Raw genomic sequence first — 23,885 nt, 5'->3', positions numbered from 1 at the left:
GCTGCGCGAGAATGACTGCAGTACCTGAAGACAGGAGTTACGCCGATGCCCACCAACTCTCCCGACGACCGTCCGGAGCGCGAGCCGCGTCGTAGGGACGGTGGTGACCGGAGCGGCTTCCGCGGTGGCCGTGACGACCGGGACCGTGGGCCGCGGCGTGACAACGACCGTGGTGGATACCGCCCGCGTGATGACCGTCGTGACGAGCGTCCGAGTGGGCCGCGTCGTGATGACGACCGTGGTGGGCGCCCCAGTGGTGGTGGCTATGGGCGTCGTGACGAGCGTCCGAGTGGGCCGCGTCGCGATGACCGGCGTGATGAGCGTCCGTCGTTCCGTCGTGATGACGACCGTGACCGTGGTGGGTACCGCGGCGGCCAGCGCGACGACCGTGGCGGTTCGCGCCCCGGCGGCAGCGGTGGTGGCGGCTTCCGGCGCGACGACCGTTCCGGTGGCGGTGGCTATGGGCGTCGTGACGAGCGTCCGAGTGGGCCGCGTCGTGATGACGACCGTGGTGGGCGCCCCAGTGGTGGTGGCTATGGGCGTCGTGACGAGCGTCCGGGTGGGCCGCGTCGCGATGACCGTCGGGATGACCGGCGTGATGAGCGTCCATCGTTCCGTCGTGATGACGACCGTGACCGTGGTGGGTACCGCGGCGGCCAGCGCGACGACCGTGGCGGTTCGCGCCCCGGCGGCAGCGGTGGTGGCGGCTTCCGGCGCGACGACCGTTCCGGTGGTGGGTACCGAGGACCGCGTGACGACCGTCGTGACGAGCGTCCGGGTGGGCCGCGTCGCGATGACCGTCGGGATGACCGGCGTGATGAGCGTCCGTCCTTCCGTCGTGATGACGACCGTGACCGTGGTGGGTACCGCGGCGGCCAGCGCGACGACCGCGGCGGCTCCCGCCCCAGCAGCGGTGGCTATGGGCGTCGTGACGACCGCCCGAGCGGGCCGCGGCGCGATGACGACCGCGGTGCACGCCCCGGCGGGCGCCCCAGCAGCGGTGGCTATGGACGCCGTGACGACCGCCCGAGCGGGCCGCGTCGTGACGACCGCCGTGACGACCGTGGTGGGTACCGTGGCGGTCAGCGTGACGACCGTGGTGGCTACGGACGCCGGGATGACCGCGACCGTGGCCGTCCCGAGCGCGAGCCGATCAAGCGGCTGCCGATTCCCGACGATGTCACGGGCGACGAGATCGACAACGACGTACGGCAGGAGCTGCAGAGCCTGCCGAAGGGTCTCGCCGAGGACGTCGCGAGGAACCTGGTCATGGTCGCCAATCTGATCGACGAGGACCCCGAGCAGGCGTATGCCTACTCCAAGGTCGCGCTGCGGCTCGCCTCACGCGTGGCCGCCGTGCGCGAGGCCGCGGGCTTCGCCGCGTATGCGAACCAGAAGTACGCGGAGGCGCTTGCCGAGTTCCGGGCGGCCAAGCGGATGACCGGCAGTGTCGAGCTGTGGCCCGTCATGGCGGACTGCGAGCGCGGACTCGGGCGGCCCGAGCGGGCGATGGCGATGGCCGGTGAGCCCGAGGTGCAGAAGCTCGACAAGGCGGGTCAGGTCGAGATGCGGCTGGTCGCGGCCGGTGCGCGCAGGGACATGGGGCAGATCGAGGCCGCCATCGTGACCCTGCAGAGCCCGGAGCTGGCGTCCAGCACCGTACAGCCCTGGACCGCGCGGCTGCGCTACGCCTATGCCGACGCTCTGCTGGCGGCCGGGCGTGAGAGCGAGGCGCGTGAGTGGTTCGCCAAGGCGCTCGAGGCCGACAAGGACGGGGCAACCGACGCGTCGGACCGGCTGGCAGAGCTGGACGGTGTCGAGTTCGTCGACGCCATCGACGAGGACGACGACCACGACGGGCCGGCAGCCGACTCCGATGACGAGTCGGGCGACGTCGAGGGCGACAAGTCCGAGTAGAGGGACGTGAACGAAAAGGGGCGGCATCCCAGCGGGTGCCGCCCCTTCTTCGGTTTCAGTCTCAGGTTGAGTCTCCGGCTTCAGTCTTCGGTCTCAGTCCAGCGTCAGACTTCGCAGGACCAGTCCCGTCGCCGGCTTCGGGCCGAAGGACGTGGACTTGCGGGGCATCGTGACGCCCTCGCGGGCGAGGTCACGTACGACGTCCTCCCGGACCGGGTGCATCAACACCGCGGTCCCGCCCCGGCGTTCGGCCTGGGTGACCGCCGCCTCGGTGTCGTGGATGTACGCGATGTACTCCGGGGTGTCCGGGATCCGCCAGATGTGGTCCAGGAGCGTGGAGTGGAGGACGGTGGCGTCGAGTGTGCGCCAGCCTTCGGGGCGGTCGGCGCGCACCGTGCGGGACAGCAGCCCCTGGTCCGGGCGGTCGAGGAGGTGGAAGGCACCGTCGCCCGCCAGCAGGAAGGCGTTTCCCTCCGCCGCGGCCTCGCCGAGCGCCCGCAGTGCCTGCGGGAGCGGGCCCTCCAGGTGCCGGACGCGGAAGGCCCCGCCCAGGGCCGCCAGCGCTTCGGAGACGGGGAGACGCTGCAGCACCCGGTGGATGGCGCGTACCCGCAGCGGGTAGCGGGCCGTGTCGATCAGCAGGACGAGGCCGTAGTTCCAGGGTCCGGGCGCGGGGTGCTCGGCACGCAGCCGCAGATACGTCGCCCAGCGGTGGTGGCCGTCTGCGATCAGAGCCTGACGTTCGGCCAGGTCGGAGCGGATCTCGGCCAGATCCTCGGGGTCCGTCACCGACCACAGACGGTGGCTGAAGCCGTCCTCGGTCGTCGTTTCCAGGAGCGGGGAGCACTGGACGGTGCGTTCGATGACGAGGGTCGCGCCGGTCGGGCCGCCCATGCTGCGGTAGGTCAGCAGCAGCGGTTCCAGGTTGGCGGCGGTCGTTCGCATCAGGGCCGCGCGGTCCGCGACGATGTCCGGCATCACGTCCTCGTGGGGGAGAACGACGCCTTCGGACGGTTCTGACAGGGCGAGCGCACCGATGACGCCTCGCTGGAGGAGATCGCCCTGACGTTGCTCGTACACGTAGAGCGCGGGCTCCGGGTCCGCGGCCAGGATGCCCTCGGAGAGCCAGCGGGCGAGCGTGTCGGCGGCCTTCTGGTTGCGGTCGCCGGTGGAGTTCGCCTGCGGGAGGATCAGCCGGACGATGTTGTAGGGGTCCGCCGACTCCAGGTGGTGCAGGCCGTCGGGCCTGACGACGACGTCGTACGGCGGCGAGGTCACGGCGGCGATGCTGCCGACCCGCTCGGGGACATAGCGCAGCCCACGGAACGGGATCAGGTGCAGACCGTCGTTGGCCGCAGGACCTTCGGTGTTCATTTGTGCATCGTATGTGGGCTCCGGGTATGAGCGATGATCGGGTCAGTGGCCCAGAACGAGGAGCGTATGCAAATGAGTCAGCAGCACAGGACCCGGCCGGGCGTGAGCGGTACGGCGCTGAGCGAGGCGTACGACACGGCGCTGCTGGACCTGGACGGTGTGGTGTACGCCGGTGGTGAGGCGATCGAGCACGCCGTGGATTCGCTGCTGACGGCGCGCGAGCGCGGGATGCACCTCGCGTACGTGACGAACAACGCGCTGCGGCCGCCCGAGGCCGTGGCCGAGCACATCACCGAGCTGGGTGTCCCCACCGATGCGGCGGATGTCATCAACTCCGCGCAGGCGGTCGCGCGGTTGATCTCCGAGCAGGTGCCGGCCGGGTCCCGGGTACTGGTGATCGGCGGGGAGGGGCTGCGGGTCGCGCTGCGCGAGCGGGGCCTTGAGCCGGTGGAGTCCGCCGACGACGATCCGGCGGCGGTGGTGCAGGGATACGGCGGGCCCGATCTGACGTGGGGACGCTTCGCGGAGGCGTGCTACGCGATCGCGCGGGGTGTGCCCTGGTTCGCCTCCAACACGGATCTGACGATTCCCAGCGCCCGGGGGATCGCGCCCGGGAACGGCGCGGCCGTGGAGGTCGTACGGATCGCGACAGGCGCCGAGCCGCGGGTGGCAGGGAAGCCGCTGCCGCCGATGCACAAGGAGACGATCCTGCGGACGGGCGCGCGCAGGCCGCTGGTCGTGGGGGACCGGCTGGACACGGACATCGAGGGTGCGTTCAACGGAGGCGTCGATTCCCTGCTCGTACTGACCGGGGTGACCGACGGTGCGCAGCTGCTGGCCGCGCCGCCCCAGCACCGGCCCACCTATGTGGACGCCGATCTGCGCGGGATGCTGACCGGGCAGCCCGAAGTGGCCAGGGCGGACGGCGGATTCGAGTGCGGCGGGTGGACCGCGTCGGTACGGGACGATGCGCTCGCGCTCGGCGGTGAGGGTGAGCCGCTGGACGGGCTGAGGGCGCTGTGTGCGGCGGCCTGGACGCGGGCGGGGGACGGGGTGTGCACGCTGGACGCGGGCAAGGCGTTGTCCCGGCTGGGACTGTAGGACACCCCGTCAGGACCACGCGTGAGCGGAATCGGGGGTGCCCGCCCGGGAGTTGAGCTTCGTCCGGCCCACGGGTGGGCTTCCCTCATCGAGGAAATATAGCAGGGTAGGCTAACCTAACCTCGTGTTGGTCGACAGTCCCCCCGAACAGAGCGCGGAGCCGATATCCGCGGCCGAGCCCCGCAAGCGGCATGCCCTGCGTGCCGCCGGGTTGCTCGTGTCCCTCGGTGTCCTGCTGCTGGTCTGTGTCGCGAGCATCGCCGTCGGTGCCAAGTCGATTCCGCTCTCCGAGGTGTGGCACGGGCTGTTCCACAACGCCGGCGTCGGAAACGACGTGATCATCCACGATGTCCGGGTGCCGCGGACCCTGCTCGGACTGATCGTCGGTGCTGCCCTCGGGCTCTCGGGCGCGGTGATGCAGGCCGTGACGCGCAATCCGCTGGCAGAACCCGGACTGCTGGGAGTGAACGCGGGAGCGTCGGCCGCGGTCGTCTCTGCCATCAGCTTCCTCGGCGTCACGTCGCTGACCGGATACGTGTGGTTCGCGTTCACCGGCGCCGCCGTCGTCTCCGTACTCGTGTACATCCTCGGCGGCAGCCGCGGCGCGACTCCGGTACGGCTCGCCCTCGCCGGGACCGCCGTCACCGCCGCGCTCTACGGCTACATCAACGCCGTCCAGCTGCTGGACTCGGCCGCCCTCGAACGGCTCCGGTTCTGGACGGTCGGCTCCCTCGCGTCGGCCGACATGGAGACCATCCGTAAGATCGCGCCCTTCATCGGCATGGGCGTGGTGCTCGCGCTGCTGCTCGCACGACCGCTCAACGCGATGGAGATGGGCGACGACACCGCCCGCGCGCTCGGCGCGCAGCTGAACCGTACGCGCGCACTGGCCATGCTGACCGTCACCCTGCTCTGCGGGGCCGCGACCGCCGCCTGCGGACCGATCGTCTTCATCGGGCTGATGATCCCGCATCTGGTGCGCTCCCTCACCGGGCCCGACATGCGGTGGATCCTGCCGTACGCCACGATCCTGTCGCCGGTCCTGCTGCTGGGCGCCGATGTCATCGGCCGGGTCGTCACCCGCCCCTCCGAGCTCCAGGTCGGCATCGTCTCCGCTTTGATCGGCGGGCCCGTCTTCATCCATCTCGTGCGCCGCAAGAGGATGGCTCACCTGTGACGGTCAAAGCGATGCGCACCCCCGGCGGGCTTTCCATGCGGGTCGACACGCGAACGGGTCTCATCGTTGTGCTGCTGGCCGCGGTCACCGTGGCAGCCGGAGTCGTACTCATCGGCAGCGGCGACTTCCCCATCTCGCCCGGCGAAGTCGTGGCCACACTACTCGGGAACGGCACCCCGGCCCAGGAGTTCATCGTCCAGGACCTGCGGCTGCCGCGGGTGCTGGCCGGGCTGCTCGTCGGCGCCTCGCTCGCCCTCAGTGGTGCCGTCTTCCAGTCCATCTCCCGCAATCCGCTGGGCAGTCCGGATGTGATCGGCTTCGGGCAGGGTGCCACGGTCGGCGCGCTCGGCGTGATCGTCCTCTTCCACGGCGGAGCGCTCGCGGTGGCGGGCGGCGCGGTCGCCGGCGGACTGGTGACCGGTGTCGCGGTCTATGTGCTGGCGTGGAAGCGCGGAGTGCACGGCTACCGCCTCGTCCTCACCGGCATCGGCATCGCCGCCATGCTCACCGCGGCCAACGGCTACCTGATCACCAAGGCCAGCCTGGTCGACGCCGCCCAGGCCACGCTGTGGATGACCGGTTCGCTCGAGGGTCGCGACTGGGCGCAGGTCTGGCCGCTGCTCGGGGTGTTCGCCGCTCTCGTCCCGCTGATCGTCGCGCACGGGCGGCCGCTGCGGATGCTGGAGATGGGCGACGACGCGGCATACGCCCTGGGAGTGCCCGTCGAGCGCACCCGCCTGGTGCTCATGGGCTCGGGCGTCCTGCTCGTCGCGGTCGCGACCGCAGCCGCCGGGCCGATCGCCTTCGTGGCCCTGAGCGCCCCGCAGCTCGCCCGCCGGCTGACCCGCTCCCCGGGGCCGAACCTGGCTGCCGCCTCGGTGATGGGCGCCGCGCTCCTGCTGATCGCCGACTGGGCCGGCACCACGGCCTTCGGCGACCGTCAGCTGCCGGTCGGTGTGGTCACCGGGGTGCTGGGCGGCTGTTATCTGCTCTGGCTGCTGGTCACCGAACGCAAGGCGGGCCGCATATGAAACCCGTGAACCACCACTCCAGGAGTACGCCCCCCATGCAGCGCCTCACCGCGGAATCGGTCACCCTCGGCTACGACCGGCGCGTCATCGCCGAGAACCTCTCGGTGGAGATCCCCGACCACTCCTTCACGGTGATCGTCGGCCCGAACGCCTGCGGAAAGTCGACACTGCTGCGTGCCTTGTCCCGGATGATCAAGCCGTCCCACGGCCGTGTGCTGCTCGACGGACACTCCATCCACTCCCTGCCCGCCAAGAAGGTCGCCAAGACGCTCGGCCTGTTGCCGCAGTCGTCGATCGCGCCGGACGGGATCACCGTCGCCGACCTGGTGGCGCGCGGCCGCTACCCGCATCAGGGGCTGCTGCGCCAGTGGTCGGCCGAGGACGAGCGGATTGTCGATGAGTCGATGGCGGCGACCGGAGTCGGCGAACTGGCAGAGCGCTATGTCGACGAACTGTCCGGCGGTCAGCGCCAACGCGTATGGATCGCGATGGCGCTCGCCCAGCAGACGCCGCTGCTGCTGCTCGACGAGCCCACGACCTTCCTCGACATCCAGCATCAGCTGGAGGTGCTCGACCTGTGCGCCGAGCTGCACGAGGGGCAGGGGCGCACACTCGTCGCCGTACTCCACGACCTCAACCAGGCCGCCCGTTACGCGACGCATCTCATCGCCCTGCGTGAGGGAAGGGTCGTCGCCGAGGGCGTCCCCGCCGACGTGGTGACCGCCGAGCTGGTCGAGCACGTCTTCGGAGTGAAGAGCCAGGTCATCGACGATCCGGAGTCCGGGACGCCGCTGGTGGTACCGGCGGCACGCAGGCGTGCCGCCCCCGCGTCGCAGCGGCTGCCGCTCCTGCCCGCTACAGCATCGTCCGAAGCCGCAGCAGATCGCGGAAGCCCGCCTCGAGCCTGACCCGGCCCGAGGCCCAGGCCTTCGCGAAGTTCAGCTCGCCGTCCACCATCGCGACCAGGTCGTCGCCGCTCATCGCGAGGCGGATCTGCGCCTTCTCGCGCGGCGGCCCCTGGATGGTGTCCGTCACCTCGATCCGGCCGTCGTCGAGACGGCCGGTGAAGGTGATGTCCAGGTCCTTGATGTGGCAGCTGAGGGAACGGTCGAGCGCGGCCGCGCCCTGCACTTCGCCGTCCGCCCGCGCCAGGTTGTCCGAGAGTTTGTCGAGTGCGCTGCGGCACTCTTCCGTCGTCGCCATCGTGATCGACCGTACCTCAGGGCTTCGCGGTAGCGTCTGGGCATGAGCGACTCGATGCCGGGACCGCAGATCGACGAGCAGGGGATCCACCAGGAAGCCACTGCCCCTCAGGTGCACGAACCCGCCGCGCCCCCGGCGTACGAGCCTGCCGCGCAGGCTCCCCTGGGCGTCCAGCGCGTGCCCACCGGCAACGCCGGCGTGGACGTCCAGCTGGAGCGGCTGGCCGACGCCGACCACCTCCCGGCGGACGGGCACCTTGAGGTGTACGAGGATGTACACAGGGGGCTGCGGGACGCGCTGACAGCGCTCGACGCACGCCCGGCGCCCGTACCCGCGGGGCCCTTGCCTTCGCCTTCGTACAACCACAGGAGCTGAACCGAACGTGGCAGGAGTGGCCCGCCGCCGTCTCGACGCCGAGCTGGTACGCCGCAACCTCGCGCGCTCGCGTGAGCACGCGAGCCAGCTGATCGCCGCAGGGCGGGTGACCGTCGGCGGCAACACGGCGACGAAGTCCGCCACCCAGGTCGAGACCAGCGCGGCCATCGTCGTCGCCTCCGACGACGGCGACCCGGACTACGTCTCGCGCGGCGGCCACAAGCTCGCGGGAGCGCTCGCCGCGTTCATGCCGCTCGGTCTCAAGATCGAGGGACGGCGGGCGCTGGACGCCGGTGCGTCGACGGGCGGCTTCACGGACGTACTGCTGCGATCTGGGGCCGGACACGTCGTGGCGGTCGACGTCGGCTACGGGCAACTCGCGTGGTCTCTTCAGAGCGATGAACGCGTGAGCGTCAAGGACCGTACCAACGTGCGTGAATTGACATTGGAGTCGATCGACGGAGTGCCGGTGGACCTTGTGGTGGGCGATCTGTCGTTCATTCCGCTCGGTCTTGTGCTGCCCGCCCTGGCGCGCTGTGCCGCGCCCGACGCGGACCTGGTGCTGATGGTCAAGCCGCAGTTCGAGGTGGGCAGGGAACGCCTCGGCAGCGGCGGGGTCGTCCGCAGCCCCGAGCTGCGCGCGGAAGCGGTCAAGGCCGTGGCAGGCAAGGCCGCCGAGCTCGGTCTCGGCGTGCAGGGCGTCACAGCCAGCCCGCTGCCGGGACCCTCCGGAAACGTCGAGTACTTTCTGTGGCTCCGGGCCGGAGCGCCCCAGCTCGATCCGGCGGATGTCGACCGTGCAGTGGCGGAGGGACCTCGTTGACAACGACACCAGCAGCGACACCAGCAGCGACATCGACACGTACCGTTTTCCTGCTCGCACACACCGGCCGCCCGGCGGCGATCCGGAGCGCGGAACTCGTCGTACAGGGGTTGCTGCGCAGCGGTCTCGGCGTACGCGTACTGGCGGCTGAGGCGGCCGACCTGCCGCTGCCGTCGTCCGTCGAGACGGTCAGTGAGGCGACCCCCGAAGTCCTCGACGGCTGCGAACTCCTGATCGTCCTCGGCGGAGACGGAACGCTGCTGCGCGGCGCCGAGTTCGCCCGCGCGTCCGGGGTGCCGATGCTCGGTGTCAACCTGGGGCGGGTCGGCTTCCTCGCCGAGGCCGAGCGCGACGACCTCGACAAGGTCGTCGACCGGGTCGTCACACGCGCGTACGAGGTCGAGGAGCGCATGACCATCGATGTCGTCGTGCACACCAACGGCGATGTCGTGCACCAGGACTGGGCGCTGAACGAGGCGGCCGTGCAGAAGGTCTCGCCCGACCGGATGCTGGAGGTCGTCCTGGAGATCGACGGGCGGCCGGTGACCGGCTTCGGCTGCGACGGCATCGTCTGTGCGACACCGACCGGCTCCACGGCGTACGCCTTCTCGGCGGGCGGGCCGGTGGTCTGGCCGGAGGTGGAGGCGCTGCTGATGGTGCCGATCAGCGCGCACGCGCTGTTCGCCAAGCCGCTGGTGACGTCTCCGACGTCGGTGCTCGCGGTCGAGGTCCAGCGCAACACCCCGCACGGAGTGCTGTGGTGCGACGGCCGCAGAACCATCGAACTGCCGCCCGCGGCACGGGTGGAGGTGCGGCGTGGCGCCGTCCCGGTGCGGCTGGCTCGGCTGCATCACGCGTCGTTCACGGACCGGCTTGTGGCGAAGTTCGCGCTGCCGGTGTCGGGGTGGCGCGGAGCGCCCCACTAGGACGCGACCGGGGCCTCGCCGTACAGGCGCGGCACGCGCTTCTTCCCGGTCGGGTGAATCCGGAGCCGGGGTCCGTCGCACGGCGGCCCCCGGACCTCGTAAGGTCGTGTCCGTGTTGGAGGAGATGCGGATACGGTCGCTCGGGGTCATCGACGACGCTGTCGTCGAGCTGTCGCCCGGTTTCACCGCGGTGACCGGCGAGACGGGCGCGGGCAAGACCATGGTCGTCACCAGCCTGGGGCTGCTGCTCGGCGGGCGCGCCGACCCGGCGCTGGTGCGGATCGGCGCCAAGTCGGCGGTGGTGGAGGGGCGGATCAGCGTGTCCGCCGGCGCCTCCGCCGCGCTGCGAGCCGAGGAGGCCGGGGCGGAACTCGACGAGGGCACCCTGCTGATCAGCAGAACCGTCTCGGCCGAGGGGCGCTCGCGCGCCCACCTCGGGGGGCGGTCCGTGCCGGTCGGCATGCTGTCCGAGCTGGCCGACGAGCTCGTCGCCGTACACGGCCAGACCGACCAGCAGGGGCTGCTGCGGCCCGCGCGGCAGCGGGAGGCGCTCGACCGGTACGCGGGCGACGCGGTCACCGGGCCGCACGCCAAGTACGCGTCCGCCTACCGGCGGCTGCGGGCCGTCAGCGTGGAGCTGGACGAACTGACCACACGCGCGCGTGAGCGGGCCCAGGAAGCCGACCTGCTGCGCTTCGGTCTGGGCGAGATCGAGGGCGTCGAGCCGCGCGCGGGCGAAGACCTCGAACTCGCCGCCGAGGCCGAGCGGCTCGGGCACGCCGAGGCTCTGGCCTCCGCCGCGTCCGTCGCTCACGCCGCGCTGGCGGGCAATCCCGAGGACCCGGAGGGCGTCGACGCCACCACGCTCGTCGCGGGTGCGGGACGGGCGCTGGACGCCGTGCGCTCCCACGACCCGGCGCTGGCCGCGCTCGCGGACCGGATGGGGGAGATCTCCATCCTGCTCGGGGATGTGGCCGGAGAGCTCGCCGGATACGCGGACAATCTGGACGCCGATCCGCTGCGCCTTGCCGCGGTGGAGGAACGGCGGGCGGCGCTGACGGCGCTGACGCGCAAGTACGCCGGGCAGGGTGAGGGCATTGCCGCCGTACTCGCATGGTCCGAACAGGGCGCCGAGCGCCTCACCGAGCTGGACGGCGACGACGACCGGATCGGGGAGCTGGCGGCCGAACGGGACGCGCTGCGCAGCGAACTGTCGGGCCTGGCACAGGCGTTGACAGACGCACGTTCGGAGGCGGCGGCGCGGTTCGCCGAAGCGGTCACCGCCGAACTGGCCTCGCTCGCGATGCCCCACGCGCGCGTGTCCTTCGAGATCCGCCAGAGCGAGGACCCAGAGGGTGTCGAGGTCGGCGGCCGCACCGTGGCGTACGGCCCCTCCGGCGTCGACGAGGTCGAACTGCTGCTGGCCCCGCACCCGGGCGCGCCGCCGCGGCCGATCGCCAAGGGGGCCTCGGGCGGTGAGCTCTCGCGCGTGATGCTCGCGGTCGAGGTCGTCTTCGCGGGGACCGACCCGGTGCCGACGTATCTCTTCGACGAGGTCGATGCGGGCGTGGGCGGAAAGGCCGCGGTCGAGATCGGGCGCCGTCTCGCGAAGCTGGCGAAGACGGCGCAGGTGGTGGTCGTGACACATCTGCCGCAGGTGGCGGCGTTCGCCGACCGGCAGCTGCTGGTCGAGAAGACGAACGACGGATCGGTGACGCGGTCCGGCGTCACGGTTCTCGAAGGTGAGGACAGGGTGCGCGAGCTGTCGCGGATGCTGGCCGGCCAGGAGGACTCCCAGACGGCGCGGGCGCACGCGGAGGAACTGCTCGCCACCGCGCGGGCGGACGGCTGATGAGACGCGCGACGGCGTTCGCCACCGCCTTCGGGGCGACCCGGTCCGTGTACGAGGCGCTGCGCAGGCGGGCGCCCGGTGATCCCGCGCGGTGGCAGCGCACGAACTACGCGGGCCGCACCGTCGACCTCTACGCCGGGCCCGCCACCGCGGTCGGGGCCGCGCTGGGCACTTCGGGTCCGGCCGCTCTCGCGGTGGTCGCGGCGGGGGCGTGCGGGGCGTACGACGACCTGAAGGGAGACCACCGGCGCGGCTTCAGGGCGCATCTGGGTGCGCTCCGGCAGGGCGAGGTGACCAGCGGGGCCGTGAAACTCTTCGGGATCGGGGCCGCGGGGCTCGCCGCGGGGACGCTGCTCAAGGAGCGGCCGGTCGACAGGCTCCTGGCCGGGATCGTGATCGCGGGCACCGCGCATCTGGTCAACCTCGTGGACGTCGCGCCGGGACGGGCCGCCGTCGCCGTCCTCGGGATCGGCGCGCCCGGCCTGCTGCGCCGGGGCGCCGCCGGCGCGCTCGCCGCGGCGCCCATGGGAGCCGCGGCCGCGATCGTCACCGAGGACCTGGGCGAGCGGACCATGCTCGGCGACACCGGGGCCCACGCCCTGGGCGCGGCACTGGGCACCGCGATCGCCGCGGGCAACGGCCGTGCCGGGCTTGCCGTTCACGCGGCGGCCCTGATCACGGCGGCGGTGTATGGGGACGAGGTCAGCAGGCTCGCGGGATCACCCATGTGAGTGACACCGCGCCCCGCGCCGCCCGGCGCGGGAACGGCAACGACACCCCGACAGTGCCGGAACGTGCGTACGGGCTGGCATCCTTGGCGGGTGACACAGCTGCGTACGGTCCAGGTGCTGGGGGGCGGCAGTGCGGGCAGCAGCGCGCATGCCAGGTCGCTGGCCGCGGGGCTGGTGGCGCGGGGCGTGCGGGTGACGGTGTGCGCCCCCGCCGAACTGGAGCACCTCTACGACTTCCCCGGCGCCGGGGCGCACTTCGCCGCCGTACCGCGGCGGAGTGATCCGGCGGCGATCGGGGCACTGCGCGCCTTCTGCGCCAAGGCGGACGTGGTGCACGCGCACGGTCTGCATGCCGCCCTGCGTGCCGCGCTGGCGCTCAGCGGGCAGCGCGTGCCGCTCATCGTCACCTGGCACACCCGCTCTCACGACGAGGGCGCGCGCGGTCAGGTAGTGCGGCTGATGGAGCGAAGGGCTGCGCGGGCGGCGGCGGTTGTCCTCGGCACCTGCTCGGAACTGGTCGACCGGGCCCGCCGGCGCGGTGCGCGCGACGCTCGCCTCGCACGGGTCGCGGTGCCCGCACCGCGCGCGTGTCCGGGCCGGGCCGAGAACAAGTCGCGAGCGGAACTGGGCGCGGTGGACCGGCCGTTGCTGATGGCGGTGGGCAGCCTCGTGCCGCACCGGGGGTACGGGACGTTGCTGGACGCAGCGCGGCTGTGGCGCGGCCTCGACCCGGTGCCGCTGGTGGTGATCGCGGGGGAGGGGCCGGAGAGGGGTGCGCTCCAGCGGCGCATCGACACGGAGGATCTGCCGGTACGGCTGGCGGGCCGCCGGGACGACATCGGCGACCTCCTGGCAGCTGCGGACCTCGCCCTTCTCCCAAGCCGCTGGGAGGCCCGCTCACTGCTCGCCCAGGAGGCCCTGCGCCTGGGTGTCCCCCTGGTTGCGACAGCGGTCGGCGGCACCCCGGAACTCGTGGGCGACGCGGCGGAACTGGTCCCGTACGGGAACGCGGCCGCGCTCGCCGACGCGGTGACCCGGCTGCTGGGGGACGCGGGGCGGCGGGGCGAACTGACGGCGGCGGGGCGGGTGCAGGCGGGGACCTGGCCGACGGAGGACGAGACGATCGCGCAGGTCCTGAGCGTGTACGACGAGGTGGTGGCGGGCCGGTGACGGCAGCGCCTCAGGGCACGAGGCGTCTCGCCCGCAGGGCCAGGCTCAGGGCGAGTACCGTCTGCGGGTCGTCCAGGTCCGTGCCCAGCAGTTCCGAGATGCGGGCAAGGCGGTTGTACAGCGTCTGGCGGTTCAAGTGGAGCTCGCGGGCCGTTTCCGCCTTGCGGCCCGCGTGCGCCAAGTACGTCTGCAGCGTGGGGAGCAGTGGGGGGCGCGAGGAGGCGTCGTGATCGCGCAGGGGGCCGATCGCGCGTTCCACGAAGGCAGACAGGTCCGGGTGCTCGCGCAAGCGCCACAGCAGGAGGTCGATGTCCAGGCGGCGGGCGTCGTACCACGGGCGGTCCGAGAGGCCCTGTGCCGCCGTCGCCGCTTCCGAGGCGTGACGCAGGCCCGCCGATGCCGCCGCCCAGCCGCCCGCCATGCCGACGACCACGACCGGCGGGTGCGCGCCCGCGCGTTCCAGGCCGGCTCGTTCGACGCCCGCCCGCAGCGCTGCGGCGACCCGGTCGGCAACGGCATGGCGTTCGGACTCGGAGCGCAGGCCGAGGAGAAGCGGAACCCGTCCCTCCACGGGGCGTACGCCCAGCAGTACCGGTACGCCGACCGCCGACAGCTCCTCCAGCACCGCTCGGGCGAGCAACGCCCAGTTCCCGGACGGCGAGAGCTCGGCCGCCAGGCGCATGACGACCGGCAGCAGCGGTCCCTCGCCCGGCTTGAATCCCAGGACCCTCGCCTGGGCCGGTGCGTCCTCCGCCGTGATGCGGCCCTCCGCCAGATCCGTCAGGAAGTCGCCCCGGCCGCGGGCCGCCAGCTCCTCCTCCTGACGGGCCTGCATCAGGACGACCGCCAGCAGCCCGGCCGCCCGCTCCGCCGCCATCCGGTGCACCGTCAGCAGCGGGGAGCCGACGGCCAACAGGACGAGGCGCGCACGCACCGACGCGGCGCCCTGCCCCCCGCCGGGGACGTCGACCAGGACCGTCCCGGCCGGCGGCGACTCCCGTGCCGCACGCTGGCCCCGCAGCCCGTCCCACACCTGGAGCGGATCCGCCCCGGCCCGTCCCGCATGGGATCCGGCCGCGTACAGGAGCTGTCCGTCCGCCGTCTCCAGAAAGACGGGGTTCGCGGTGAAGTCGGCGAGGATACGCAGCACTTGGGGCACCCCGCCCCCTTCGAGCAGCACCTCCGTACACCGCCGGTGTACTTCCTCGGCCTGCCGCAGCAGGGCGTAGTGCCCGTTGACGATCTCGGTGTGGACCTCCTCGGTCACCGAGACGAAGGGGACCTCCCGGTGCAGCTGCACGAGCGGCAGCCCGGCCGCCCGCGCGGTCTCCACGATCACCGAGGGCAGCCGGTTGAAGCGCGGCCCCAGCTCCACCACGAGCGCGGCGATGCCGCGGTCCGCGAGCCCCCGTACGAAGGCCCGCTGTTCGGCGGGGCGGGTGCCGAGCCCCATGCCCGTGGTGAGCAGCAGCTCGCCGCCCTTGAGCAGGGAGGCGATGTTGGGTGCCTCACCGGCGTGCACCCAGCGCACCGTCCGCTGCAGCCGGTCCGCGCCGGCGACGACCTCCGGAAGTCCGGCGCGCAGTCCGGGCAGTTCCAGCGCCCGCTGCACCGTGATGCCACCTTGGGTCTCCACTGACTGTCGCCTCGCGCTTTCACTCGGGCCGGACCGGCGACGCGGACGCTACCGGGCCGGTGCGTCCGCGCTCATCACCAGGGCCCCCGCAGGCAGTCGTCAGGCCCCGTTCGGGGACGCCGGTCTGATGTTGTGGTTCAGCCGGAACACGTTCTCGGGGTCGTACTGGGCCTTCACCGCGGCCAGGCGCTTGTAGTTGTCCTCTCCGTAGGCGGCGACCACCCGCTCCTGTCCCTCGCGCCCGATGAAGTTCAGATACGTCGCGCCCATCGACCAGGGCCTCACATCGGCGCGTACGTCCCGCACCCACTGCTTGGCCCGCTCGTCGTCGTCGGGACTCTCCCAGATACCGAAGGGATGCACGGCCCACGGCGCCTCGCGCCAAGGCACGGGATAGTCGGCCGGGCCCTCGGCCACCGCGCCGCCCATCGGGAACAGGACATGTTGAGTGCCCGTCGGCACGGGCATGTCGGCCGCTCGGGAACAGTAGGCGTCGACGGCCTCGTCCGGGAAGCTCGTCATGTACTCCGCGGACCAGTAGTTACGCATGAGAGGCGGGTCGTCGAGCATGCACTGGAGCTCCGCGTACGGCAGCTCGGTGATGACCTCCGCCTGGTGGCCGAGCCCCAGCATCGGCGCGCTCACATCACGGATCTCGTCCTCCGAGCCCGTGTAGGTCACCAGCACGGCGAGCACGAGCTTGCCGACCATGTGCTCGGGAACGAACGGCTCGGGCGGCCCGGTGATGTAGATGCAGCCACCGCCGACCTCGTCCGGCGCGGACTCGATGAAGTCACGGTAGGCGCGTACGACTTGGGGGCCGGCCTCGGGCTGGAAGAGCAGCATGGCGATCGACATCGCCGGAAGCGGGTGCAGTTGCAGGGTGATGGCCGTGGCCACTCCGAAGTTGCCGCCACCGCCGTGCAGTGCCCAGAACAGCTCCTGGTTCTCGTCCGCACTGGCGTGGACCGTGTCGCCGTCGGCGGTCACCAGCTCCACGGCGATGAGATTGTCGCAGGCCAGGCCCCACTTGCGCTCCAGCCAGCCCGATCCGCCGCCCAGCGTGAAGCCGCCGACGCCCGTGGTGGACGCCCGCCCGCCGGTGGTCGCCAGAGCGTGGGGCTGGGTCGCCCGGTCCAGATGGCTCATGGTGGCACCGCCGCCGATCCGTGCCGCCCGGGACTGGGGATCGACGACCACGGTATGGATGCGGCGCAGGTCGACGACGATTCCGCCGTCGGTGAGCGCCATGCCCGCGACGCTGTGGCCGCCGCCGCGGACGGCGATCTCCAGGTCGTTCTCACGGCCGAAGCGGACCGCCCTGGCGACATCCGGTCCCGACTCGCACTGGGCGATGACGGCGGGACGCCGGTCGATCATGCCGTTGAAGACGGTGCGAGCGTCGTCGTACTCCGGATCGCCGGGGGCGTACGCATCGCCGGTCAGTTCCCTGCGGAGGCCGGCCAGGGTGGCCTCCGTGATGTTCTGGGGCGCCATAGTGGCCCCCTTCCGAGGGCGCGAGGGGACCTTCTCATCGTAATCCCGGCAAGGAGGGCATGATCGGTCGAGCCGATTTGCCGGGCTCCTGTCCGCCGTGCTTCCGCCCGCCGCGCCTTCGTCGTGCCGCGCTCCTCGCGCTCTACCCTCCGTACGCGCCCGAGGCCGTCAGCCGCAGCGCCGTGTCGATCAGGGGGACATGGCTGAACGCCTGCGGGAAGTTCCCCACCTGCCGCTGCAGCTTCGCGTCCCACTCCTCGGCCAGCAGCCCCAGGTCGTTGCGCAGCGAGAGCAGCTTCTCGAAGAGCCGCCGCGCCTCGTCCACCCGGCCGATCATCGCCAGGTCGTCCGCGAGCCAGAACGAGCAGGCCAGGAACGCGCCCTCGTCGCCCTCCAGACCGTCCACACCGGCGTCCTCGCCCGCAGTCGGGTAGCGCAGGACAAAACCGTCCTCCGTGCCCAGCTCCCGCTGGATCGCCTCGATCGTGCCGATGACGCGCTTGTCGTCGGGCGGCAGAAATCCCATCTGCGGAATCAGCAGCAGAGAGGCGTCCAGCTCCTTGGAGCCGTACGACTGCGTGAACGTGTTGCGCTCCCGGTCGTAGCCCTTCTCGCAGACATCACGGTGGATGTCGTCACGCAGCTCGCGCCACCGGTCGATGGGACCGTCCGCGTCGCCGGACTCGATCAGCTTGATCGTCCGGTCGACGGCGACCCACGCCATCACCTTCGAGTGCACGAAGTGCCTGCGCGGCCCGCGCACCTCCCAGATGCCCTCGTCGGGCTGGTCCCAGTGCTTCTCCAGGTAGCGGATCAGCTTGAGCTGGAGCAGCGAGGCGTAGTCGTTGCGCGCCAGGCCGGTCATGTGCGCCAGATGCAGCGCCTCGGTGACCTCTCCGTACACATCCAGCTGGAGCTGGTGCGCCGCGCCATTGCCGACCCGTACCGGAGCGGAGTTCTCATAGCCGGGCAGCCAGTCCAACTCGGCCTCGCCAAGCTCCCGTTCGCCTGCGATCCCGTACATGATCTGCAGGTTCTCCGGGTCTCCCGCGACCGAACGCAGCAGCCACTCGCGCCAGGCGCGGGCTTCCTCGCGATAGCCGGTGCGCAGCAGCGAGGAGAGGGTGATCGCGGCGTCGCGCAGCCAGGTGTAGCGGTAGTCCCAGTTGCGTACGCCGCCGATCTCCTCCGGAAGCGAGGTCGTCGGCGCGGCCACGATCCCGCCCGTCGGCGCGTAGGTCAGCGCCTTCAGCGTGATCAGCGAACGGACCACGGCCTCGCGGTAGGGCCCGTGGTACGTGCAGTGCTCGACCCACTCCCGCCAGAAGTCCTCGGTCGCCTCCAGCGAGCCCTCCGGGTCGGGCAGGGCGGGCGGCTGGTGGTGGGAGGGCTGCCAGCTGATCGTGAACGCGATCCGCTCGCCGGGGGCGACGGTGAAGTCGGAGTACGTGGTGAGGTTCTTGCCGTACGTCTCCGTGGAGGTGTCAAGCCAGACCGAGTCCGGTCCGGCGACGGCGACCGTGCGCCCGTCGACCTTGTGGACCCAGGGCACCACACGCCCGTAACTGAAACGCATGCGCAGAGCGGAGCGCATCGGCACGCGCCCGCTCACGCCCTCCACGATCCGGATCAGCTGGGGCGCCCCGTCACGCGGCGGCATGAAGTCCGTCACACGGACCGTGCCGCGCGGCGTGTCCCATTCCGATTCGAGGATCAGCGAGTCACCGCGGTAGCGGCGCCGGTCGGCGGCCGGAGGCCCCGCCTCCGCGGAGTGCGCGGGACCGAGCCGCCAGAAGCCGTGCTCCTCGGTACCGAGGAGGCCCGCGAAAATGGCGTGCGAGTCGAAGCGGGGCAGGCACAGCCAGTCCGCTGTTCCGTCCCTGCAGACCAGCGCTGCGGTCTGCATGTCTCCGATGAGTGCGTAATCCTCGATGCGCCCGGCCACGTGCATCTCCAGTCGAACGGCCACGTCCGCCCCGCGGGGCGCTTACTGCTGTCAAGGGTCGCCGACGAGCGCGGTGTTCCGGTCGACGGAGGATGGTGTCATGTGACGTCCCACCCGTCGCCCTCCACCACCCTGCTCGATGCGCGTCGCGCGCCCCTCTGCATCGCTCGGCGAGCGAGTGTCCGAGCAGGATACGACGCACAGTAATGATCTGCGCGCCTGTCTCGGCAACGGAACTCAGCCGAACGAGTGAGCCAAGGGTGAGTCCCTGGTGAGCAGCGTACGCATGTGGCAGTGGGTGGCCGGAAGCAGTCTCCCGTCGGCGCTGATACCCTGGTACCCCGTGGACCGGTGGCCGTCCTGTGCTCATCAGAGGCCCCGAAACCGCAGCGACGGCACCCCCCCGGACGACCGGAAGGGATGCCGGTTCGCACCTCACCTCGCGACCACGGGAGCCCCCTCTTGGCGATGCCGCCCAAATCCATGACGACCAAGCACATCTTCGTCACCGGGGGTGTCGCCTCCTCCCTCGGCAAGGGCCTTACGGCTTCCAGCCTGGGCGCGCTGCTCAAGGCGCGGGGCCTGCGGGTCACCATGCAGAAGCTCGACCCGTATCTGAACGTCGACCCGGGCACGATGAACCCCTTCCAGCACGGCGAGGTGTTCGTCACCAACGACGGCGCCGAGACCGACCTGGACATCGGCCATTACGAGCGGTTCCTCGACGTCGACCTCGACGGCTCGGCCAACGTCACCACGGGGCAGGTCTACTCCCAGGTCATCGCCAAGGAGCGGCGCGGTGAGTACCTGGGCGACACCGTCCAGGTCATCCCGCACATCACCAACGAGATCAAGCACCGGATCCGGCGGATGGCCGCCGACGACGTCGATGTCGTCATCACCGAGGTGGGCGGCACGGTGGGCGACATCGAGTCGCTGCCGTTCCTGGAGACCGTGCGGCAGGTACGCCACGAGGTCGGCCGGGACAACGTCTTCGTGGTGCACATCTCGCTTCTGCCCTACATCGGCCCGTCCGGCGAGCTCAAGACCAAGCCGACCCAGCACTCCGTCGCCGCCCTGCGGAACATCGGTATTCAGCCAGACGCGATCGTGCTGCGAGCGGACCGCGATGTGCCGGTCGCGATCAAGCGCAAGATCTCGCTGATGTGTGACGTGGACGAGGCGGCCGTGGTCGCGGCGATCGACGCCAAGTCGATCTACGACATCCCCAAGGTGCTGCACACCGAGGGCCTGGACGCCTATGTCGTACGCAAGCTGGACCTGCCGTTCCGCGATGTCGACTGGACCGTCTGGGACGACCTGCTGGACCGGGTGCACAACCCCGACCACGAGGTCACGGTCGCGCTGGTCGGCAAGTACATCGACCTCCCCGACGCCTATCTCTCGGTGACCGAGGCGCTGCGCGCCGGCGGTTTCGCCAACAGGGCCCGTGTCACGGTCAAGTGGGTCACCTCCGACGACTGCAAGACCCCGGCCGGCGCCGCCAGGCAGCTCGGTGACGTCGACGCGATCCTCATCCCCGGCGGCTTCGGCGACCGTGGTGTGAACGGGAAGGTGGGCGCGATCACCTACGCCCGCGAGAACAGGATCCCGCTGCTCGGCCTGTGCCTGGGCCTGCAGTGCATCGTGATCGAGGCCGCGCGCAACCTGGCCGAGATCCCCGAGGCCAACTCCACCGAGTTCGATGCCGCCACCGCCCACCCGGTGATCTCCACCATGGAGGAGCAGCTGGCGTATGTGGAGGGTGCGGGCGACCTCGGCGGAACGATGCGCCTCGGTCTGTACCCGGCGAAGCTCGCCGAGGGCTCGATCGTCCGCGAGGTCTACGGCGACCAGCCCTACGTCGAGGAGCGCCACCGCCACCGCTACGAGGTGAACAACGCCTACCGCACGGAGCTGGAGAAGAAGGCGGGCATCCTCTTCTCGGGCACGTCCCCCGACAACAAGCTCGTCGAATACGTCGAGTACCCGCGCGAGGTGCACCCCTACCTGGTCGCCACCCAGGCCCACCCCGAACTGCGCTCACGCCCGACCCGCCCCCACCCCCTCTTCGCCGGCCTGGTCAAGGCCGCCGTCGAGCGCAAGACGGCCAAGTAGCGCACAGGCGATACGGTTGACCGGGGTACGGGCCTCGGGGCCTGGGGGCATCCCCCACAGGATCCCGCGGGCGCGTGCCCCGGCTCTGTATGTATGTGGCGGGAGGACGTTTTCATGACCATCAAGGACACGCCCCAGCAGTGGCAGGTCGTCGCGACCGCGACGCCCTTCCGGGGCAACAAGACCAGTGTCCGCACCGACGACGTGGTCATGCCCGACGGCACGGTGGCACGGCGCGACTACCAGGTCCACCCCGGCTCGGTGGCGGTGCTCGCCCTCGACGAAGCGGGCCGCGTTCTCGTGCTGCGCCAGTACCGCCACCCCGTGCGCCACAAGCTCTGGGAGATCCCGGCCGGGCTCCTGGACGTGCCAGGGGAGAACCCGCTGCACGCCGCACAGCGCGAGCTGTACGAGGAGGCGCACGTCAAGGCCGAGGACTGGCGGGTGCTGACCGATGTCTACACCACGCCGGGCGGCTGCGACGAAGCGGTACGGATCTTCCTCGCCCGCGATCTGTCGGAGGCGGAGGGGGAGCGCTTCGAGGTCTCCGAGGAGGAGGCCGACATGGAGCTCGCGCGGGTTCCGCTCCAGGAGCTCGTGCGCGGTGTACTCGCGGGTGAGCTGCACAACAACTGCCTGGTCGTGGGCGTCCTCGCGCTGACCGCCGTGCTGGGCGGCGAGGGCGTCAGCGCGCTGCGCCCGGCCGAGGCTCCCTGGCCTGCCCGCCCCTTCGAGGCCTGAACCCACGCCGGAACCGGCTCCGGGACCCACTCCGGTCCGACGATCTGCTGATCCGATCGGGCGATGCCCCCGCCATGCTCCGCACGGTTCGTAGCAGAGCGTGAACTACGCTCGGAACGCCCGTGTGGAGTCCCTGCGGGCTCGGCTCGTGCGCGGACTGGACGGGAGCGTGGCCCGTGACGGATCAGGCGGTGGACGTGGGCGGCCGGGCCGGTGCGTCCGGAAACCAGTTCTTCGGTCGCCAGCGGGAGTTGAAGGCCCTGCGGGCCGACATCGAGCGGGCCGGACTGGACACCATCGCCGGCCGCAAGGCTCCGCGCGCGCGGGTGCTCCTGATCGCCGGACGGCCGGGATCGGGCCGCACCGCACTCGCCGAGGAACTGGCGCGCAGGCTCGCGGACGACTACCCCGACGGGGTGCTGCGCACCCGGCTGACCGAGCCGGGCGGACGGCGGGTCCCGATGGAACGGGCGGCCCGCGCACTGCTCGACTCCCTCTCCATCGCGGCGCCGCCCGGCGCGGACGAGGACGAGCTGACCGAGATGGTCCGCGAGGCGCTCGCCGTACGCCGCATGCTGCTGCTCCTCGATGACGCCGGGAACGCCGAGCAGGTCGACCCGCTGCTGCCCGACAACTCCGACTGCCTGGTCGTCGCCGTGGCCGAGGGCCCGCTCACCGGCATTCCCGACGTACGTCCGTGCACCCTCGGCGGCATGGACGCCAAGTCCGCGATCGAGCTGCTCGGCACCTTCACCGGCTCGGTGCGGATCACGGTGGATCCGCAGGCCGCCGAGTCCATCGCCGAGGAGTGCGGCGGGCTGCCCGCCGCCCTGGTCCTGATCGGCGGCTGGCTGGCCGCCCGGCCGCGGGCATCGGTCGCCGACGTGGCCAAACGGCTGCGAGGTCTGCCGGACGCGGGGGAGCAGCCCACGAGCGCCCGGCCGCTCGCCCGTGCCTTCCGGCTCGTCTACGAATCCCTGCCGCCGTCGGCCGCCACGATGCTGCGACTTCTGGCCCTCGCGCCCGGCGGCATGGCCGATGCCCACACCGCGTCCGCACTGGTCGGCTGTTCGGTCCAGGCCGCTCGGTCGACGCTGCACGACCTCGCGGCCCTGGGATTTCTCCACGGTGGCTCCGGGCCGTCGTCGACGGCGGGGGACGTTCAGTACGAGGTGCCGGGTGCTCTCGCGCCGCTGCTGCGCACGCTGATGGAGGCGCAGGACCGGCCCTCCGAGGTGCAGCTGGCCCGGGCCCGGATGCTGGAGCGGACCGTACGACAGCTTCAGGCCTGCCGTGCCGTCATCGAGCCGGACGGTTCCCCGGCGGCCAGGAAGCTGGCCGGGCTGCCGCGCGCGCTGCGCTTCGCCGGAGCGCCCGCCGCCGTGGACTGGCTGCGCCTGCGACGGCCCGCGCTGCTGGCCTCGGCGCGCATGGCGGTCGAGGACGGAGATCTCGACACCCTGGCGCGACGGCTGGTCGCCGCCCTGGTCCGGGCACTGGCCGCACACCACGGCACCGAGGCGGCGGCGCCCGAGCTCTACGGCCTGCACCAGCTGGTGCTCTCCGTCGCCCAGCGCCGCGGGCTGCACCGGGAAGAGGCCGCGGCCCTGCTCAATCTCGCCGACCTGGACGCGCAGACCGGCCGTACCAAGGAGGCGCTGGCCCGCTACCGGGCCGCTCTGGATGCCGGACGGGCGGCACATGACCCGTACGCGACCGGCCGCGCGATGGAATCCGTAGGCGCTGCCCACCAGGAGCTGGGGGACTGGCAGCGGGCGGCCGACTGGTACGGGAGGGCCCTCGCCCACCGCCAGGCGCGCGGCGAGCGCGCGGACGAGGCGAGGCTCTACGGGAGGCTCGGCACCGCACACACCTATGCGGGCCGGTACGGCGAGGCGCTGCGCAGCTGGCGGGCCGCCGCGGCCGGATACCGCAGGCTCGGCGATCTCCCGTCCCAGGCGCGGGCGTTGAGCGAGGTCGCCCGCGTACAGGAATACGCCGGCCGGCCGGAGGAATCCCTGCACACCTGCCGCGAGGCGGTGGAGTGGGCACGGCAGGCCGGGGACGTCCGGCTGCGGGCAGCGCTGCAGCTCAGGCTGGCCGACACCCTCGACCGGCTGGGCGACCCGACGGCGGCTCGGCTGCACCGCGGGACTGCGGAAAGACTGCTGGGAGAGGAAGGTTCCGCCTACGAAATCCGCAGTGCTTCGACTAAAGATTGATGCTTTGTAAGGCTAGACAGTCGGAAATCCTTCATTAGACTGGCTC

General features: G+C 71.6%; 20 protein-coding genes. 15 read left to right on the top strand and 5 right to left on the bottom strand.

Features of this window, described 5'->3' with window-relative positions:
- The first annotated feature begins 103 nt into the window (after positions 1–103).
- Together FBY35_RS37425 and FBY35_RS36670 are read left to right on the top strand one after the other, a co-directional pair.
- Positions 104–1,285: a hypothetical protein gene (locus tag FBY35_RS37425; protein WP_313904709.1), complete on the top strand. Its 1,182-nt coding sequence runs from the start codon at positions 104–106 to the stop codon at positions 1,283–1,285.
- Complete coding sequence (locus tag FBY35_RS36670) at positions 1,270–1,917, top strand: tetratricopeptide repeat protein (RefSeq protein WP_313904708.1); 648 nt, start codon at positions 1,270–1,272, stop codon at positions 1,915–1,917. The genes FBY35_RS37425 and FBY35_RS36670 overlap by 16 nt, the downstream gene beginning before the upstream one ends.
- 93 nt (positions 1,918–2,010) lie before the next feature.
- Here the strand turns inward: FBY35_RS36670 and FBY35_RS25505 are convergent, their stop codons facing one another.
- Complete coding sequence (locus FBY35_RS25505) at positions 2,011–3,291, bottom strand: DUF1015 domain-containing protein (protein WP_142216313.1); 1,281 nt, start codon at positions 3,289–3,291, stop codon at positions 2,011–2,013.
- Positions 3,292–3,363: 72 nt separating this feature from the next.
- Here FBY35_RS25505 and FBY35_RS25500 point away from each other — a divergent pair, with 72 nt between their 5' ends.
- The 4 genes from FBY35_RS25500 (at position 3,364) to FBY35_RS25485 (ending at position 7,508) form a co-directional block, all read left to right on the top strand.
- On the top strand, positions 3,364–4,392 hold the full coding sequence (locus tag FBY35_RS25500) for an HAD-IIA family hydrolase (protein WP_142216312.1): 1,029 nt from the start codon (positions 3,364–3,366) through the stop codon (positions 4,390–4,392).
- 124 nt (positions 4,393–4,516) lie between these two features.
- Complete coding sequence (locus FBY35_RS25495) at positions 4,517–5,569, top strand: iron ABC transporter permease (RefSeq protein ID WP_142216311.1); 1,053 nt, start codon at positions 4,517–4,519, stop codon at positions 5,567–5,569.
- Between the two features lie 11 nt (positions 5,570–5,580).
- Complete coding sequence (locus FBY35_RS25490; RefSeq protein ID WP_142218162.1) at positions 5,581–6,600, top strand: iron chelate uptake ABC transporter family permease subunit; 1,020 nt, start codon at positions 5,581–5,583, stop codon at positions 6,598–6,600.
- Between the two features lie 35 nt (positions 6,601–6,635).
- On the top strand, positions 6,636–7,508 hold the full coding sequence (locus tag FBY35_RS25485) for an ABC transporter ATP-binding protein (protein WP_142216310.1): 873 nt from the start codon (positions 6,636–6,638) through the stop codon (positions 7,506–7,508).
- On the opposite strand, the gene FBY35_RS25480 is transcribed toward FBY35_RS25485, so the two are convergent.
- The gene (locus tag FBY35_RS25480) at positions 7,456–7,803 is read right to left on the bottom strand and encodes an SCP2 sterol-binding domain-containing protein (protein ID WP_142216309.1); all 348 of its coding nucleotides are present in this window, start codon (positions 7,801–7,803) and stop codon (positions 7,456–7,458) included. The genes FBY35_RS25485 and FBY35_RS25480 overlap by 53 nt on opposite strands.
- A 42-nt stretch (positions 7,804–7,845) precedes the next feature.
- On the opposite strand from FBY35_RS25480, the gene FBY35_RS25475 reads away from it, so the two are divergent.
- From FBY35_RS25475 to FBY35_RS25450, 6 genes are all read left to right on the top strand, one after another.
- Positions 7,846–8,178: a hypothetical protein gene (locus FBY35_RS25475; RefSeq protein WP_260848815.1), complete on the top strand. Its 333-nt coding sequence runs from the start codon at positions 7,846–7,848 to the stop codon at positions 8,176–8,178.
- Between the two features lie 7 nt (positions 8,179–8,185).
- Positions 8,186–9,001, top strand: coding sequence for a TlyA family RNA methyltransferase (locus FBY35_RS25470; RefSeq protein ID WP_142216308.1), 816 nt, complete (start codon positions 8,186–8,188; stop codon positions 8,999–9,001).
- A complete protein-coding gene (locus tag FBY35_RS25465) occupies positions 8,998–9,927 on the top strand; it encodes an NAD kinase (protein WP_142216307.1) in 930 nt (309 codons plus the stop codon). The genes FBY35_RS25470 and FBY35_RS25465 overlap by 4 nt, the downstream gene beginning before the upstream one ends.
- A gap of 124 nt (positions 9,928–10,051) precedes the next feature.
- Positions 10,052–11,779, top strand: coding sequence for a DNA repair protein RecN (gene recN / locus FBY35_RS25460; RefSeq protein ID WP_142218160.1), 1,728 nt, complete (start codon positions 10,052–10,054; stop codon positions 11,777–11,779).
- Entirely contained in the window at positions 11,779–12,510 is a 732-nt protein-coding gene (locus FBY35_RS25455) for a hypothetical protein (RefSeq protein ID WP_142216306.1), read from the top strand. Before recN ends, FBY35_RS25455 begins: the two co-directional genes overlap by 1 nt.
- 90 nt (positions 12,511–12,600) lie before the next feature.
- Positions 12,601–13,680 (top strand): glycosyltransferase family 4 protein, encoded by a 1,080-nt coding sequence (locus FBY35_RS25450; protein WP_142216305.1) that lies wholly within the window; start codon positions 12,601–12,603, stop codon positions 13,678–13,680.
- A gap of 10 nt (positions 13,681–13,690) precedes the next feature.
- Here the strand turns inward: FBY35_RS25450 and FBY35_RS25445 are convergent, their stop codons facing one another.
- From FBY35_RS25445 to FBY35_RS25435, 3 genes are all read right to left on the bottom strand, one after another.
- A complete protein-coding gene (locus FBY35_RS25445) occupies positions 13,691–15,316 on the bottom strand; it encodes a PucR family transcriptional regulator (RefSeq protein WP_142216304.1) in 1,626 nt (541 codons plus the stop codon).
- 99 nt (positions 15,317–15,415) lie between these two features.
- Entirely contained in the window at positions 15,416–16,813 is a 1,398-nt protein-coding gene (locus tag FBY35_RS25440; RefSeq protein WP_142216303.1) for an FAD-binding oxidoreductase, read from the bottom strand.
- A gap of 142 nt (positions 16,814–16,955) precedes the next feature.
- Complete coding sequence (locus FBY35_RS25435; RefSeq protein ID WP_186357151.1) at positions 16,956–18,758, bottom strand: glycoside hydrolase family 15 protein; 1,803 nt, start codon at positions 18,756–18,758, stop codon at positions 16,956–16,958.
- A 468-nt stretch (positions 18,759–19,226) separates the two neighbouring features.
- Here FBY35_RS25435 and FBY35_RS25430 point away from each other — a divergent pair, with 468 nt between their 5' ends.
- From FBY35_RS25430 to FBY35_RS25420, 3 genes are all read left to right on the top strand, one after another.
- Complete coding sequence (locus FBY35_RS25430; RefSeq protein ID WP_142216302.1) at positions 19,227–20,876, top strand: CTP synthase; 1,650 nt, start codon at positions 19,227–19,229, stop codon at positions 20,874–20,876.
- 114 nt (positions 20,877–20,990) lie between these two features.
- Entirely contained in the window at positions 20,991–21,617 is a 627-nt protein-coding gene (locus tag FBY35_RS25425; RefSeq protein WP_142216301.1) for an NUDIX hydrolase, read from the top strand.
- A 176-nt stretch (positions 21,618–21,793) separates the two neighbouring features.
- Complete coding sequence (locus tag FBY35_RS25420) at positions 21,794–23,839, top strand: tetratricopeptide repeat protein (RefSeq protein ID WP_142216300.1); 2,046 nt, start codon at positions 21,794–21,796, stop codon at positions 23,837–23,839.
- Positions 23,840–23,885 lie beyond the last annotated feature (46 nt).

This window comes from Streptomyces sp. SLBN-118 (assembly GCF_006715635.1).
In the GTDB taxonomy this organism is placed as follows: Bacteria; Actinomycetota; Actinomycetes; order Streptomycetales; family Streptomycetaceae; genus Streptomyces.
Note: the sequence above shows the minus strand (reverse complement) of the source record. Positions and strands in the feature narration are given on the sequence as shown.